The sequence below is a fragment of the Pseudomonas sp. KBS0710 genome, assembly GCF_005938045.2.
Lineage (GTDB): Bacteria > Pseudomonadota > Gammaproteobacteria > Pseudomonadales > Pseudomonadaceae > Aquipseudomonas.
The window spans coordinates 1,863,223-1,878,286 of sequence record NZ_VCCF02000001.1 but is presented as its reverse complement, the minus strand read 5'-3'; the positions used below and the strand labels follow the sequence as shown (position 1 = coordinate 1,878,286).

Annotated in this window: 13 protein-coding genes; all 13 read left to right on the top strand. The window is 60.8% G+C overall.

Annotation, left to right across the window (positions count from 1 at the left end; translation table 11 throughout):
• Positions 1-108: 108 nt before the first annotated feature.
• The 13 genes from FFI16_RS08810 to nuoN all read left to right on the top strand — a co-directional run bounded on the left by FFI16_RS08810 (position 109) and on the right by nuoN (position 15,058).
• The gene (locus tag FFI16_RS08810; RefSeq protein WP_003219575.1) at positions 109-522 is read left to right on the top strand and encodes an NADH-quinone oxidoreductase subunit A; all 414 of its coding nucleotides are present in this window, start codon (positions 109-111) and stop codon (positions 520-522) included.
• A gap of 10 nt (positions 523-532) precedes the next feature.
• The gene (locus tag FFI16_RS08805) at positions 533-1,207 is read left to right on the top strand and encodes an NADH-quinone oxidoreductase subunit B family protein (protein ID WP_012724951.1); all 675 of its coding nucleotides are present in this window, start codon (positions 533-535) and stop codon (positions 1,205-1,207) included.
• Positions 1,208-1,280: 73 nt separating this feature from the next.
• Positions 1,281-3,065, top strand: a complete 1,785-nt coding sequence (gene nuoC, locus FFI16_RS08800; protein WP_017137515.1) for an NADH-quinone oxidoreductase subunit C/D — start codon at positions 1,281-1,283, stop codon at positions 3,063-3,065.
• 2 nt (positions 3,066-3,067) lie between these two features.
• Positions 3,068-3,565, top strand: a complete 498-nt coding sequence (gene nuoE / locus FFI16_RS08795; RefSeq protein ID WP_138814944.1) for an NADH-quinone oxidoreductase subunit NuoE — start codon at positions 3,068-3,070, stop codon at positions 3,563-3,565.
• Entirely contained in the window at positions 3,562-4,917 is a 1,356-nt protein-coding gene (gene nuoF, locus FFI16_RS08790; RefSeq protein WP_138814943.1) for an NADH-quinone oxidoreductase subunit NuoF, read from the top strand. The genes nuoE and nuoF overlap by 4 nt, the downstream gene beginning before the upstream one ends.
• A 135-nt stretch (positions 4,918-5,052) precedes the next feature.
• The gene (gene nuoG, locus FFI16_RS08785) at positions 5,053-7,767 is read left to right on the top strand and encodes an NADH-quinone oxidoreductase subunit NuoG (RefSeq protein ID WP_138814942.1); all 2,715 of its coding nucleotides are present in this window, start codon (positions 5,053-5,055) and stop codon (positions 7,765-7,767) included.
• On the top strand, positions 7,764-8,771 hold the full coding sequence (gene nuoH, locus FFI16_RS08780) for an NADH-quinone oxidoreductase subunit NuoH (protein WP_017137518.1): 1,008 nt from the start codon (positions 7,764-7,766) through the stop codon (positions 8,769-8,771). Before nuoG ends, nuoH begins: the two co-directional genes overlap by 4 nt.
• Positions 8,772-8,782: 11 nt before the next feature.
• Positions 8,783-9,331 (top strand): NADH-quinone oxidoreductase subunit NuoI, encoded by a 549-nt coding sequence (gene nuoI / locus FFI16_RS08775; RefSeq protein ID WP_003174725.1) that lies wholly within the window; start codon positions 8,783-8,785, stop codon positions 9,329-9,331.
• Between the two features lie 9 nt (positions 9,332-9,340).
• Complete coding sequence (nuoJ, locus tag FFI16_RS08770) at positions 9,341-9,844, top strand: NADH-quinone oxidoreductase subunit J (protein ID WP_017137519.1); 504 nt, start codon at positions 9,341-9,343, stop codon at positions 9,842-9,844.
• 2 nt (positions 9,845-9,846) lie between these two features.
• Entirely contained in the window at positions 9,847-10,155 is a 309-nt protein-coding gene (gene nuoK / locus FFI16_RS08765) for an NADH-quinone oxidoreductase subunit NuoK (RefSeq protein WP_017137520.1), read from the top strand.
• Positions 10,152-12,005, top strand: a complete 1,854-nt coding sequence (gene nuoL / locus FFI16_RS08760; RefSeq protein WP_138814941.1) for an NADH-quinone oxidoreductase subunit L — start codon at positions 10,152-10,154, stop codon at positions 12,003-12,005. The genes nuoK and nuoL overlap by 4 nt, the downstream gene beginning before the upstream one ends.
• 49 nt (positions 12,006-12,054) lie before the next feature.
• Complete coding sequence (gene nuoM / locus FFI16_RS08755; protein ID WP_138814940.1) at positions 12,055-13,587, top strand: NADH-quinone oxidoreductase subunit M; 1,533 nt, start codon at positions 12,055-12,057, stop codon at positions 13,585-13,587.
• A 7-nt stretch (positions 13,588-13,594) separates the two neighbouring features.
• Complete coding sequence (gene nuoN, locus FFI16_RS08750; RefSeq protein ID WP_017137523.1) at positions 13,595-15,058, top strand: NADH-quinone oxidoreductase subunit NuoN; 1,464 nt, start codon at positions 13,595-13,597, stop codon at positions 15,056-15,058.
• Positions 15,059-15,064 lie beyond the last annotated feature (6 nt).

The following is a 15,064-nucleotide window of genomic DNA, read 5'->3' as shown; positions in this document are numbered from 1 at the left end:
GGTGTTTAGCCATAAAATCACCGCGATTGATTGCGCTGCGACATATCGTCACTGCATCGTTACTTTTTCGAGCTCAGAGACCTTTGCTCTCTGTTAAGGATTTCCAGCATGACCGAAGCGACAGGACTCATGGCCCACAACTGGGGCTTTGCCATTTTCCTCCTCGGTGTTGTCGGCCTTTGTGCCTTCATGCTCGGTGTCTCCAGCCTCCTCGGGTCAAAAGCCTGGGGCCGCAGCAAAAATGAACCGTTCGAGTCCGGCATGCTGCCTACAGGTGGCGCCCGCTTGCGGCTCTCAGCCAAATTCTATCTGGTCGCGATGCTGTTCGTGATCTTCGATATCGAAGCCCTCTTTCTCTTTGCCTGGTCTGTGTCCGTCCGCGAAAGCGGCTGGACCGGATTCGTCGAAGCCCTCGTTTTCATAGCAATTCTGTTGGCAGGCCTTGTCTACCTATTCCGAGTGGGCGCCCTTGACTGGGCTCCGGAAGCTCGTCGTAAGCGGCAAGCGAAGCTGAAACAATGAGGCTTTGGCGATGCAATACAATCTCACCAGGATCGACCCGGATGCTCCTAACGATCAGTACCCTATCGGCGAACGGGAAACCGTTTCCGATCCGTTAGAAGATCAAGTCCACAAAAACATCTACATGGGCAAACTCGAAGACGTGCTGAGTGGCGCGGTCAACTGGGGGCGTAAAAACTCCCTGTGGCCGTACAACTTCGGCCTTTCGTGCTGCTACGTGGAAATGACCACCGCCTTCACGGCGCCCCACGACATCGCGCGCTTTGGCGCCGAAGTTATCCGGGCATCACCGCGCCAGGCGGATTTCATGGTTATCGCCGGCACCTGCTTTATCAAGATGGCGCCGATCATTCAGCGTCTCTACGAGCAAATGCTCGAGCCAAAGTGGGTTATCTCCATGGGTTCGTGCGCCAACTCCGGTGGCATGTACGACATCTACTCCGTCGTTCAAGGGGTGGACAAGTTCCTGCCCGTGGACGTCTACGTGCCTGGCTGCCCGCCCCGCCCTGAAGCTTTTCTGCAAGGCTTGATGCTGTTGCAGGAGTCGATTGGCAAGGAGCGTCGCCCGCTTTCCTGGGTTGTCGGTGATCAAGGCGTTTATCGCGCCGAGATGCCGTCACAAAAGGAACAGCGCCGCGAACAGCGAATCGCAGTCACCAACCTGCGCAGCCCCGACGAAGTCTGATCCAGCACCGCTTCTTTTATAGAACGAAAACCTGGCTTCATTCTTTACGTTGACCGAAAGCGATAAAAAAACCATGACTACAGGCAGTGCTCTGTACATCCCGCCTTATAAGGCAGACGACCAGGATGTGGTTGTCGAACTCAATAACCGTTTTGGCCCTGACGCCTTTACCGCCCAGGCCACACGCACCGGTATGCCGGTGCTGTGGGTGGCGCGGGCCAAGCTCGTCGAAGTCCTGAGCTTCCTGCGCAACCTGCCCAAGCCGTACGTCATGCTCTATGACCTGCATGGCGTGGACGAGCGTCTGCGCACCAAGCGTCAAGGCTTGCCGAGCGGTGCCGATTTCACTGTGTTCTACCACTTGATGTCGCTGGAACGTAACAGCGACGTGATGATCAAGGTCGCCCTCTCCGAAAGCGACCTGAGCATCCCGACCGTTACCGGTATCTGGCCGAATGCCAGCTGGTACGAGCGTGAAGTCTGGGACATGTTCGGTATCGACTTCCCGGGCCACCCGCACCTGACGCGCATCATGATGCCGCCGACCTGGGAAGGTCACCCGCTGCGCAAGGACTTCCCGGCGCGCGCCACCGAATTCGACCCGTTCAGCCTCAACCTCGCCAAGCAACAGCTTGAAGAGGAAGCTGCACGCTTCCGTCCGGAAGATTGGGGCATGAAGCGCTCCGGTACCAATGAGGACTACATGTTCCTCAACCTGGGCCCGAACCACCCTTCGGCTCACGGTGCTTTCCGGATCATCCTGCAACTGGACGGCGAAGAAATCGTCGACTGCGTGCCAGACATCGGCTACCACCACCGTGGTGCCGAGAAGATGGCCGAGCGCCAGTCCTGGCACAGCTTCATCCCGTACACCGACCGTATCGACTACCTCGGCGGCGTGATGAACAACCTGCCGTACGTGCTCTCGGTCGAGAAGCTCGCCGGTATCAAGGTGCCGGACCGCGTCGACACCATCCGCATCATGATGGCCGAGTTCTTCCGCATCACCAGCCACCTGCTGTTCCTGGGTACTTACATCCAGGACGTCGGCGCCATGACCCCGGTGTTCTTCACTTTCACCGACCGTCAGCGCGCCTACAAGGTCATCGAAGCCATTACCGGTTTCCGTCTGCACCCGGCCTGGTACCGTATCGGCGGCGTGGCCCACGACCTGCCGAACGGCTGGGAGCGCCTGGTCAAGGAATTCATCGACTGGATGCCCAAGCGTCTGGACGAGTACCAGAAGGCTGCGCTGGACAACAGCATCCTCAAGGGTCGTACCATCGGCGTCGCGCAGTACAACACCAAAGAGGCGTTGGAATGGGGCGTCACCGGTGCCGGCCTGCGTTCCACCGGCTGCGACTTCGACCTGCGTAAGGCACGCCCGTACTCGGGTTACGAGAACTTCGAGTTCGAAGTGCCACTGGCCGCCAATGGCGATGCCTACGACCGTTGCATCGTGCGTGTCGAAGAAATGCGCCAGAGCCTGAAGATCATCGAACAGTGCATGCGCAACATGCCGGCTGGCCCGTACAAGGCGGATCACCCGCTGACCACGCCGCCGCCTAAAGAGCGCACGCTGCAGCACATCGAAACCCTGATCACGCACTTCCTGCAAGTTTCGTGGGGCCCGGTGATGCCGGCCAACGAATCCTTCCAGATGATCGAAGCGACCAAGGGTATCAACAGTTATTACCTGACGAGCGATGGCGGCACCATGAGCTACCGCACCCGGATTCGTACCCCAAGCTTTGCCCACTTGCAGCAGATCCCTTCGGTGATCAAAGGCGAGATGGTCGCGGACTTGATTGCGTACCTGGGTAGTATCGATTTCGTTATGGCCGACGTGGACCGCTAAGCATGAACAGCACGCTTATCCAAACAGATCGTTTCACCTTGAGTGAAACCGAGCGCTCGGCCATCGAGCACGAGCTGCATCACTACGAAGACCCGCGCGCGGCGTCGATCGAAGCCTTGAAGATCGTCCAGAAGGAACGTGGCTGGGTGCCCGACGGCGCCCTCTACGCCATTGGCGAACTGCTCGGCATCCCGGCCAGCGATGTTGAAGGGGTGGCCACGTTCTACAGCCAGATCTTCCGTCAGCCGGTCGGCCGCCACATCATTCGCGTGTGCGACAGCATGGTCTGCTACATCGGTGGCCACGAGTCGGTGGTCAGCGAGATCCAGAACAAGCTGGGCATTGGCCTCGGCCAAACCACTGCGGACGGCCGCTTCACGCTGCTGCCGGTGTGCTGCCTGGGCAACTGCGACAAGGCGCCGGCGTTGATGATCGACGACGACACATTCGGTGACGTGCAGCCTGCTGGCGTGACCCAATTGCTTGAGGGCTACCCATGACCCTTACATCTTTCGGCCCGGCCAACCTGATCAAGCGTTCGCCTGAAACCCACCCACTGACCTGGCGTCTGCGTGACGACGGCGAGGCGGTTTGGCTCGACGAATACCAGGCCAAGAATGGTTACGCGGCAGCGCGCAAAGCCTTCGCCGACATGGCCCAGGACGATATCGTCCAGACCGTCAAAGACGCCGGCCTTAAAGGCCGCGGCGGCGCAGGCTTCCCCACTGGCGTGAAGTGGGGCCTGATGCCCAAAGACGAATCCATCAACATCCGCTACCTGCTGTGCAACGCGGACGAGATGGAACCGAACACCTGGAAAGACCGCATGCTGATGGAGCAACTGCCCCATCTGCTGATCGAAGGCATGCTGATCAGCGCCCGCGCGCTGAAAACCTACCGTGGCTACATCTTCCTGCGTGGCGAATACACCACCGCTGCCAAGCACCTCAACCGTGCCGTGGAAGAAGCCAAGGCTGCAGGCCTGTTGGGCAAGAACATCCTCGGTTCGGGTTTTGACTTCGAACTGTTCGTGCACACCGGCGCCGGGCGTTATATCTGCGGTGAAGAAACCGCACTGATCAACTCCCTCGAAGGCCGCCGCGCCAACCCGCGCTCCAAGCCGCCCTTCCCTGCCGCCGTCGGCGTATGGGGCAAGCCGACTTGCGTTAACAACGTTGAAACCCTGTGCAACGTGCCGGCGATCATCGCCGACGGCGTTGACTGGTACAAATCGTTGGCCCGCGAAGGCAGCGAAGACATGGGCACCAAGCTCATGGGCTTCTCCGGCAAGGTCAAGAACCCTGGCCTGTGGGAGCTGCCGTTCGGCGTCACCGCACGCGAGCTGTTCGAGGACTACGCCGGCGGCATGCGCGACGGCTACACCTTGAAAGCCTGGCAGCCAGGCGGCGCCGGTACCGGCTTCCTGCTCCCTGAGCACCTTGATGCACAAATGTATGCCGGCGGCATCGGCAAGGTCGGCACCCGGATGGGTACGGGCCTGGCGATGGCGGTGGACAACACCGTGAACATGGTCTCGCTGCTGCGCAACATGGAGCAGTTCTTCTCCCGCGAATCCTGCGGTTTCTGCACTCCGTGCCGTGATGGTTTGCCATGGAGCGTCAAGCTCTTGATGGCGATCGAGAAAGGTGAAGGCCAGCCAGGCGACATCGAGACCCTGCTGGGTCTGGTCGGTTTCCTCGGCCCAGGCAAGACCTTCTGTGCTCACGCACCGGGCGCCGTGGAGCCATTGGGCAGCGCAATCAAATACTTCCGCTCGGAGTTCGAAGCCGGCATCGCGCCTGTCAGCGCCGCCGTCCCGCCTCTGGCAAGGCCGATCGTAGTCGGCGCGTAACGCTTTAAAGGGCGAAGGGTCCGTGCCCTTCGCTTTCTCATGGGCTGACGCCGTAAAGGCTGTGTTGATGCCCATGAATAACAAGATTCCATTAGCCACGCCCGCTGACAACGGGCCAACGAAGAACTTTGAACCATGGCCACTATCCACGTAGACGGCAAAGCGCTCGAAGTCGATGGGGCAGACAACCTGTTACAGGCATGTCTCTCACTAGGCCTCGACATCCCGTATTTCTGCTGGCACCCCGCGCTTGGTAGCGTTGGTGCCTGTCGCCAGTGCGCGGTCAAGCAGTACACCGACGAGAACGACACCCGTGGTCGTATCGTCATGTCCTGCATGACCCCAGCCACCGACAACACCTGGATCTCCATCGAAGATGAAGAATCCAAGGCGTTCCGCGCCAGTGTCGTCGAATGGCTGATGACCAACCACCCGCACGACTGCCCGGTCTGTGAGGAAGGCGGTCACTGCCACCTGCAAGACATGACGGTGATGACCGGCCACAACGAGCGCCGTTATCGCTTCACCAAACGCACCCACCAGAACCAGGACCTCGGCCCGTTCATTTCCCACGAAATGAACCGCTGCATCGCCTGCTACCGTTGCGTGCGTTTCTATAAAGACTACGCCGGCGGCACCGACCTGGGCGTTTTCGGCGCCCACGACAACGTGTACTTCGGTCGCGTTGAAGACGGCGTGCTCGAAAGCGAGTTCTCCGGCAACCTCACCGAGGTCTGCCCGACCGGTGTGTTCACCGACAAGACTCACTCCGAGCGCTACAACCGTAAGTGGGACATGCAGTTCTCGCCGAGCATCTGCCATGGCTGCTCCAGCGGTTGCAACATCTCCCCGGGCGAGCGCTACGGCGAACTGCGTCGTATCGAAAACCGCTTCAACGGTTCGGTCAACCAGTACTTCCTGTGCGACCGTGGCCGTTTCGGCTATGGCTACGTCAACCGCGAAGACCGCCCACGCCAGCCGCTGTTGGCCGGTGGCGCCAAGCTGAGCCTGGACGACGCGCTGGATAAAGCCGCCGACCTGCTGCGCGGCCGCAACATCGTCGGTATCGGTTCGCCGCGTGCCAGCCTCGAAAGCAACTACGCGTTGCGCGAACTGGTCGGTGCCGAGCACTTCTACTCCGGTATCGAAGCCGCTGAATTGGAGCGCATCCGCCTGGTCCTGCAAGTGCTGAACGACAGCCCGCTGCCAGTTCCGAACATGCGCGATATCGAAGACCACGATGCGATCTTCGTCCTCGGCGAAGACCTGACCCAGACCGCCGCGCGTATTGCGCTGTCGTTGCGTCAGTCGGTCAAAGGCAAGGCCGAAGACATGGCTGACGCCATGCGCGTTCAGCCTTGGCTCGACGCCGCGGTAAAAAACATCGGCCAGCACGCGCTGAACCCGCTGTTTATCGCGAGCCTGGCTGAAACCAAGCTCGACGATATTGCCGAAGAATGCGTTCACGCAGCGCCGGATGACCTGGCCCGCATCGGTTTCGCCGTGGCCCACGCCCTCGACGCCAGCGCGCCTGCCGTCGAAGGCCTGGACGCTGAAGCCGTTGAACTGGCCCAGCGCATCGCCGACGCCCTGCTCGCGGCCAAGCGCCCATTGATCATTGCCGGCACCTCGTTGGGTTCCAAGGCGCTGATCGAAGCCGCTGCCAACATCGCCAAAGCCTTGAAGCTGCGTGACAAGAACGGTTCCATCAGCCTGGTCGTGCCGGAAGCCAACAGCCTCGGCCTGGCCATGCTCGGTGGCGAGTCCCTGGACGCTGCCCTGCAAGCCGTGATCGACGGCAATGCCGACGCCATCGTAGTACTGGAAAACGACCTGTACACCCGCACTGATTCGGCCAAGGTCGATGCCGCGCTGGACGCTGCCAAAGTGCTGATCGTAGCCGACCACCAGAAGACCGCCACCAGCGAGCGTGCCGACCTGGTACTGCCAGCCGCCACCTTCGCCGAAGGCGACGGTACCCTGGTCAGCCAGGAAGGCCGCGCCCAGCGCTTCTTCCAGGTGTTCGATCCGAAGTACATGGACGCCAGCATCCTGGTTCACGAAGGCTGGCGCTGGCTGCATGCCCTGCGTGCAACCCTGCTGAACCAACCGATCGACTGGACCCAGCTCGACCACGTGACCGCCGCAGCCGCCGCAAGCGCGCCGCAACTGGCCCGTATCGTCGACGCTGCACCGTCCGCCTCGTTCCGCATCAAGGGCATGAAACTCGCCCGTGAACCGCTGCGTTACTCCGGCCGTACCGCTATGCGCGCCGACATCAGCGTGCACGAACCGCGTACCCCGCAAGACCCTGACACCGCGTTTGCCTTCTCAATGGAAGGTTACTCGGGTTCGGTCGAGCCACGTCAGCAGGTGCCATTTGCCTGGTCGCCGGGCTGGAACTCGCCGCAAGCCTGGAACAAGTTCCAGGACGAAGTCGGTGGTCACATCCGCGCTGGCGACCCGGGCACCCGCCTGATCGAAAGCACCGGTGACGCGCTGAACTGGTTCGCTGCTGTACCGCGCCCGTTCAACCCGGCCCAGGGCACCTGGCAGGTTGTGCCGTTCTTCCACCTGTTCGGCAGCGAAGAGACTTCTTCCAAAGCCGCTCCGGTGCAAAGTCGCATTCCTGAAGCCTACGTGTCCGTGGCCAAGTCCGAAGCCGACCGCCTGGGCGTCAACGACGGTGCCCTGCTCAGCCTGAACGTGGCTGGCCAGACCCTGCGTCTGCCGCTGCGCATCAATGATGAGTTGGGTGCTGGCCTGGTTGCACTGCCTAAAGGCCTTGCCGGTATTCCACCTGCGATCTTTGGCAAAACCGTTGACGGTCTGCAGGAGGCAGCGCAATGACTTGGTTCACGCCGGAAGTAATTGACGTGATCATTTCGGTGGTCAAGGCCATCGTGATCCTGTTGGCCGTGGTCGTGGCGGGCGCCCTGCTCAGCTTCGTCGAACGTCGCCTGCTGGGCTGGTGGCAGGACCGTTACGGTCCGAACCGCGTTGGCCCGTTCGGCATGTTCCAGATCGCCGCCGACATGCTGAAAATGTTCTTCAAGGAAGACTGGACCCCGCCGTTTGCCGACAAGGTGATCTTCACCCTGGCACCGGTCGTGGCCATGAGCGCCTTGCTGATCGCCTTCGCGATCATCCCGATCACCCCGACCTGGGGCGTGGCGGACCTGAACATCGGCTTGCTGTTCTTCTTCGCCATGGCCGGTTTGTCGGTCTATGCGGTGCTGTTCGCCGGTTGGTCGAGTAACAACAAGTTCGCCCTGCTGGGCAGCTTGCGGGCCTCGGCCCAGACCGTGTCCTACGAAGTGTTCATGGGCCTGGCGCTGATGGGCATCGTGGTGCAGGTCGGCTCGTTCAACATGCGCGACATCGTCGAGTACCAGGCGCAGAACCTGTGGTTCATCATTCCGCAGTTCTTCGGCTTCTGCACCTTCTTCATCGCTGGCGTCGCCGTGACTCACCGTCACCCGTTCGACCAGCCGGAAGCGGAACAGGAACTGGCTGACGGTTACCACATTGAATACGCCGGCATGAAATGGGGCATGTTCTTCGTTGGTGAGTACATCGGCATCATCTTGATCTCGGCCCTGCTGGTCACGCTGTTCTTCGGCGGCTGGCACGGTCCGTTCGGCATCCTGCCGCAGTTGGCGTTCTTCTGGTTCTTCCTGAAGACCGCGTTCTTCATCATGTTGTTTATCCTGCTGCGCGCTTCCATTCCGCGTCCACGATACGACCAGGTGATGGATTTCAGCTGGCGCTTCTGCCTGCCGCTGACCCTGATCAATTTGCTGGTGACGGCTGCCGTTGTGTTGTTGAACACGCCAGCCGGCGCGGTTCAGTGAGGATTTGACCCATGTTCAAATATATTGGCGACATCGTTAAGGGTACCGGTACCCAGTTGCGAAGCCTGGTGATGGTGTTCGGTCACGGCTTTCGCAAACGCGACACCCTGCAATACCCGGAAGAAGCGGTGTACCTGCCGCCGCGCTATCGCGGCCGTATCGTACTGACCCGCGACCCCGATGGCGAAGAGCGTTGCGTAGCCTGCAACCTGTGCGCCGTGGCGTGCCCGGTGGGTTGCATCTCCCTGCAGAAAGCTGAAACCGAAGACGGTCGCTGGTACCCGGACTTCTTCCGCATCAACTTCTCGCGCTGCATTTTCTGCGGCCTCTGCGAGGAAGCTTGCCCGACCACCGCAATCCAGCTGACACCGGATTTCGAGATGGCCGAGTTCAAACGTCAGGACCTGGTGTACGAGAAAGAAGATCTGCTGATCTCTGGTCCCGGTAAAAACCCTGATTACAACTTCTATCGTGTTGCAGGTATGGCCGTTGCCGGTAAGCCCAAGGGCGCCGCACAAAACGAAGCCGAGCCGATCAACGTGAAGAGCTTGCTGCCTTAAGGAAGAAAGATGGAATTCGCTTTCTATTTCGCGTCCGGTATTGCAGTGGTGTCCACGCTTCGCGTGATCACCAACACCAATCCTGTGCACGCCCTGCTCTACCTGATCATTTCGTTGATCGCCGTGGCCATGACCTTTTTCAGCCTCGGCGCACCGTTCGCCGGTGTGCTGGAAGTGATCGCCTACGCCGGCGCCATCATGGTGCTGTTCGTGTTTGTGGTGATGATGCTCAACCTCGGGCCGGCCTCGGTCGCTCAGGAACGCGTCTGGCTCAAGCCCGGCATCTGGCTCGGCCCGGTGATCCTGGCAGCCCTGCTGCTGGGTGAACTGCTGTATGTGCTGTTCGCTCACCAGAGCGGCCAGGCCATCGGCCACACCACCGTAGACGCGAAAGCCGTGGGCGTCAGCCTGTTCGGCCCGTACCTGCTGGTGGTCGAACTGGCTTCGATGCTGCTGCTCGCGGCAGCCATCACCGCCTTCCACTTGGGCCGCAACGAAGCCAAGGAGCAATGACGATGCCTGCTATCCCTTTGGAGCATGGTCTGGCGGTCGCCGGCATCCTGTTCTGCCTTGGCCTGGTCGGCCTGATGGTTCGCCGTAACATTCTGTTCGTGTTGATGAGCCTGGAAATCATGATGAACGCCGCCGCACTGGCGTTCGTGGTTGCAGGTAGCCGATGGGCGCAGCCGGATGGGCAAGTCATGTTCATCCTGGTGATCAGCCTGGCAGCCGCCGAGGCCAGTATTGGCCTGGCGATCCTGCTGCAACTGTATCGTCGCTTCCACACGCTTGATATCGACGCTGCCAGTGAGATGCGCGGATGAACATGATCTTTCTGACTTTCGTATTTCCCCTGATCGGTTTCCTGCTGCTGTCGTTCTCCCGTGGACGCTGGTCGGAAAACCTGTCTGCCCTGATCGGTGTGGGGTCCATTGGCCTGTCGGCCATCGTCGCCGCCTACGTCATCTGGCAATTCAACGTGGCGCCGCCGGAAGGCGGCCACTACACCCTGGTGCTGTGGCAGTGGATGTCGGTGGACGGCTTCAAGCCCAACTTCGCCCTCTACGTCGACGGCCTGTCGATCACCATGCTCGGCGTGGTGGTGGGTGTAGGCTTCCTGATCCACCTGTTCGCGTCCTGGTACATGCGTGGCGAGGCCGGTTACTCGCGCTTCTTCTCGTACACCAACCTGTTTATCGCCAGCATGCTGTTCCTGGTGCTCGGCGATAACCTGTTGTTCCTGTACTTCGGCTGGGAAGGCGTGGGCTTGTGCTCGTACCTGTTGATCGGTTTCTACTACAGCAACCGCAACAACGGTAACGCCGCACTCAAGGCCTTTATCGTTACCCGGATCGGCGACGTGTTCATGGCCATCGGCCTGTTCATCCTGTTCCAACAGGTGGGCACGCTGAACATCCAGGAACTGCTGGTGCTGGCACCGCAGAAATTTCAGGTCGGCGACTTCTGGATCACCCTCGCGACCCTGATGCTGCTGGGCGGCGCCGTGGGTAAATCTGCGCAACTGCCGCTGCAAACCTGGCTGGCGGACGCGATGGCCGGCCCTACGCCGGTGTCGGCGCTGATCCACGCGGCAACCATGGTTACTGCGGGTGTCTACCTGATCGCACGTACCCACGGCCTGTTCACCCTGGCACCGGAAATCCTGCATCTTGTAGGGCTGGTCGGTGGCGTGACCCTGGTACTGGCGGGTTTTGCCGCGCTGGTGCAGACCGACATCAAGCGTATCCTCGCCTACTCGACCATGAGCCAGATCGGCTACATGTTCCTGGCCCTGGGCGTGGGTGCCTGGGACGCGGCGATCTTCCACCTGATGACTCACGCCTTCTTCAAGGCCCTGCTGTTCCTCGCTTCGGGTGCGGTGATCGTTGCCTGCCACCACGAGCAGAACATCTTCAAGATGGGCGGCCTGTGGAAGAAACTGCCGTTGGCCTACGCCAGCTTCATCGTCGGTGGTGCCGCGCTGGCTGCCCTGCCGTTGGTGACCGCAGGTTTCTACTCCAAGGACGAAATCCTCTGGGAAGCCTTTGCCAGCGGCAACCAGAACCTGCTGTACGCAGGCCTGGTGGGTGCGTTCATGACCTCGCTGTACACCTTCCGCCTGATCTTCATCACCTTCCACGGTGAAGCCAAGACCGAAGCGCACGCAGGCCATGGCATCTCCCACTGGTTGCCACTGTCGGTGCTGATCATCCTGTCGACCTTCATCGGCGCCATGATCACCCCGCCTCTGGCCGGTGTACTGCCGGAAAGCGCCGGCCATGCCGGTGGCGCCGCCAAACACAGCCTGGAAATCGCCTCGGGTGCCATCGCCATCGCCGGCATCCTGCTGGCCGCGCTGCTGTTCCTGGGCAAGCGTCGCTTCGTAACGGCCGTGGCCAACAGTGGCATTGGTCGCTTCCTCTCGGCCTGGTGGTTCGCTGCGTGGGGCTTCGACTGGATCTACGACAAACTGTTCGTCAAGCCTTACCTTGCGATCAGCCACATTCTGCGCAAAGACCCGCTCGACCAGACCATCGGTTTGATCCCGCGCGCCGCCAAGGCCGGTCACACCGCCCTGAGCCGCAGCGAGACGGGCCAATTGCGTTGGTATGCAGCTTCCATGGCTGCCGGTGCGGTGCTGGTGATCGGCGCCATCGTGGTGGTAGCGATATGACTATGAACATTGCGTACTTTGCGAACTTGCAAAAGGAAACGAGCCCGTCATGATTCTGCCCTGGCTAATCCTGATCCCCTTTATCGGCGGCCTGCTCTGCTGGATGGGTGAACGCTTCGGCGCCACCCTCCCCCGCTGGATTGCGTTGCTGACCATGTCCCTGGAACTCGCGCTCGGCCTCTGGCTGTGGGCCCACGGTGACTATTCATTCGCTCCGGCACCGGGTGTCGATCCAACCTTCGCGCTTGAATTCAAGCACGTGTGGATCCAGCGCTTCGGCATCAACGTGCACCTGGCCCTCGACGGCCTGTCGCTGTTGATGATTTTGCTGACCGGCTTGCTGGGTATCCTCTCGGTACTCTGCTCCTGGAAAGAAATTCAGCGTCACGTGGGCTTTTTCCACCTGAACCTGATGTGGATCCTGGGCGGCGTTGTCGGCGTGTTCCTGGCGCTGGACCTGTTCATGTTCTTCTTCTTCTGGGAAATGATGCTGGTGCCGATGTACTTCCTCATCGCGCTCTGGGGTCACAGTTCTTCGGACGGCAAGAAAACCCGGATCTACGCGGCGACCAAGTTCTTCATCTTCACCCAGGCTTCCGGCCTGATCATGTTGGTGGCGATCCTGGGTCTGGTACTGGTCAACTTCAACACCACTGGCGTGATTACCTTCAACTACGCCGACCTGTTGAAAACCAAGATGTCGCTGACCACCGAGTACATCCTGATGCTGGGCTTCTTCATCGCCTTCGCGGTGAAGCTGCCGGTGGTGCCGTTCCACTCCTGGCTGCCTGACGCTCACGCCCAGGCGCCGACCGCAGGTTCCGTCGACCTCGCCGGTATCCTGCTGAAGACCGCGGCTTATGGCCTGCTGCGTTTCGCCCTGCCGCTGTTCCCGAATGCCTCGGCCGAGTTCGCGCCGATCGCCATGACTCTGGGTCTGATCGGGATCTTCTACGGTGCGTTCCTGGCTTTTGCGCAAACCGACATCAAGCGTCTGATTGCCTTCTCGTCCGTTTCCCACATGGGTTTCGTCCTGATCGGCATCTACTCCGGCAGCCAGCTGGCGCTGCAAGGCGCGGTGATCCAGATGTTGGCCCACGGTGTTTCGGCCGCCGCACTGTTTATCCTCAGTGGTCAGCTGTACGAGCGCCTGCACACCCGTGACATGCGTGAAATGGGTGGCGTGTGGTCGCGCATCGCGTACCTGCCGGCCATCAGCCTGTTCTTCGCCGCCGCGTCCCTGGGCTTGCCGGGCACCGGTAACTTCATCGGCGAGTTCCTGATCCTGATGGGGTCGTTCGTACACACACCGTGGATCAGTGCCATTGCTACCTCGGGCCTGGTGTTCGGTTCGGTCTACTCGCTGATCATGATCCACCGCGCCTACTTCGGCCCGGCCAAGTCCGACACTGTCCTGCAAGGGATGGATGCTCGTGAACTGATCATGGTGCTCGGCCTTGCGGTGCTGCTGATCTACATCGGTGTGTACCCGCAACCGTTCCTGGACACTTCTGCCGCGACGATGCATGGCGTGCAGCAGTGGATCGGCACCGCCTTCTCTCAACTCGCTTCGGCCCGGTAAGAGCGCTATGGAATTCACGATCCAACACTTTATCGCGCTTGCGCCGCTGCTGATTACCAGCCTCACCGTTGTGGCGGTGATGCTGGCAATCGCCTGGCGCCGCAATCACTCGCAAACGTTCCTGCTGTCGTGTGCCGGTCTTAACCTGGCCCTGCTGTCGATCATCCCGGCACTCAAGGTCGCGCCATTGGCCGTGACCCCGCTGATGATGGTCGATGACTTCGCGCTGCTGTACATCGCGTTGATCCTGGTTGCCACACTGGCCTGCGTCACCCTCGCCCACGCCTACCTCGGCGAAGGCGGCACCGGCTACCCTGGCAACAAGGAAGAGCTGTACCTGCTGATTCTGCTGGCTGCGGCCGGTGGCATCGTGCTGGTCAGCGCTCAGCACCTGGCCGGCTTGTTCATCGGCCTGGAACTGCTGTCGATCCCGACCTATGGCCTGGTGGCTTACGCTTTCTTCAACAAGCGCTCGCTGGAAGCCGGCATCAAGTACATGGTGCTGTCGGCGGCCGGTTCCGCGTTCCTGTTGTTCGGTATGGCGCTGCTCTACGCAGAGGCCGGCAACCTGAGCTTCACCGGTATCGGTCACGCCCTGGCGGCCACCAACATGCCTGCGCCGATAGCCCAACTGGGCCTCGCGATGATGCTGATCGGCCTGGCGTTCAAGCTGTCCCTGGTGCCGTTCCACCTGTGGACCCCGGACGTGTACGAAGGCGCCCCGGCGCCAGTGGCCGCGTTTTTGGCCACGGCGTCGAAGGTTGCGGTGTTTGCGGTGATGGTGCGTTTGTTCCAGATCTCGCCTGCGGCCAACACCGGCGTGCTGAGCACCGTGCTGACCGTGATCGCCATTGCGTCGATCCTGTTCGGTAACTTGCTGGCGCTGACCCAGAACAACCTCAAGCGTCTGCTCGGTTACTCCTCCATCGCGCACTTCGGCTACCTGCTGATCGCGCTGGTGGCGAGCAAAGGCCTGGCCGTGGAAGCCATGGGCGTGTACCTGGTTACCTACGTGATCACCAGCCTCGGCGCATTCGGCGTGATCACGCTGATGTCTTCGCCGTTCAAAGGCCGTGACGCCGACGCCCTGTACGAGTATCGCGGCTTGTTCTGGCGCCGTCCGTACCTGACCGCCGTGCTCACCGTGATGATGCTGTCCCTGGCCGGTATCCCGCTGACCGCAGGCTTTATCGGCAAGTTCTACATCGTGGCTACCGGTGTTGAAGCCCACGAATGGTGGCTGGTTGCCTCGTTGGTACTGGGCAGCGCCATCGGCGTGTTCTACTACCTGCGTGTGATGGTCACCCTGTACCTGATCGAGCCAAACCTGCGCCGCGTGGACGCCGAGCTGCACTGGGAACAGAAGGCAGGCGGCGTGATGCTGCTGGCCATCGCCCTGCTCGCGTTCTTCCTGGGCGTATACCCACAACCGTTGCTCACCCTGGTGCAGCACGCGGTGCTGGGCGTTTGATCGCTT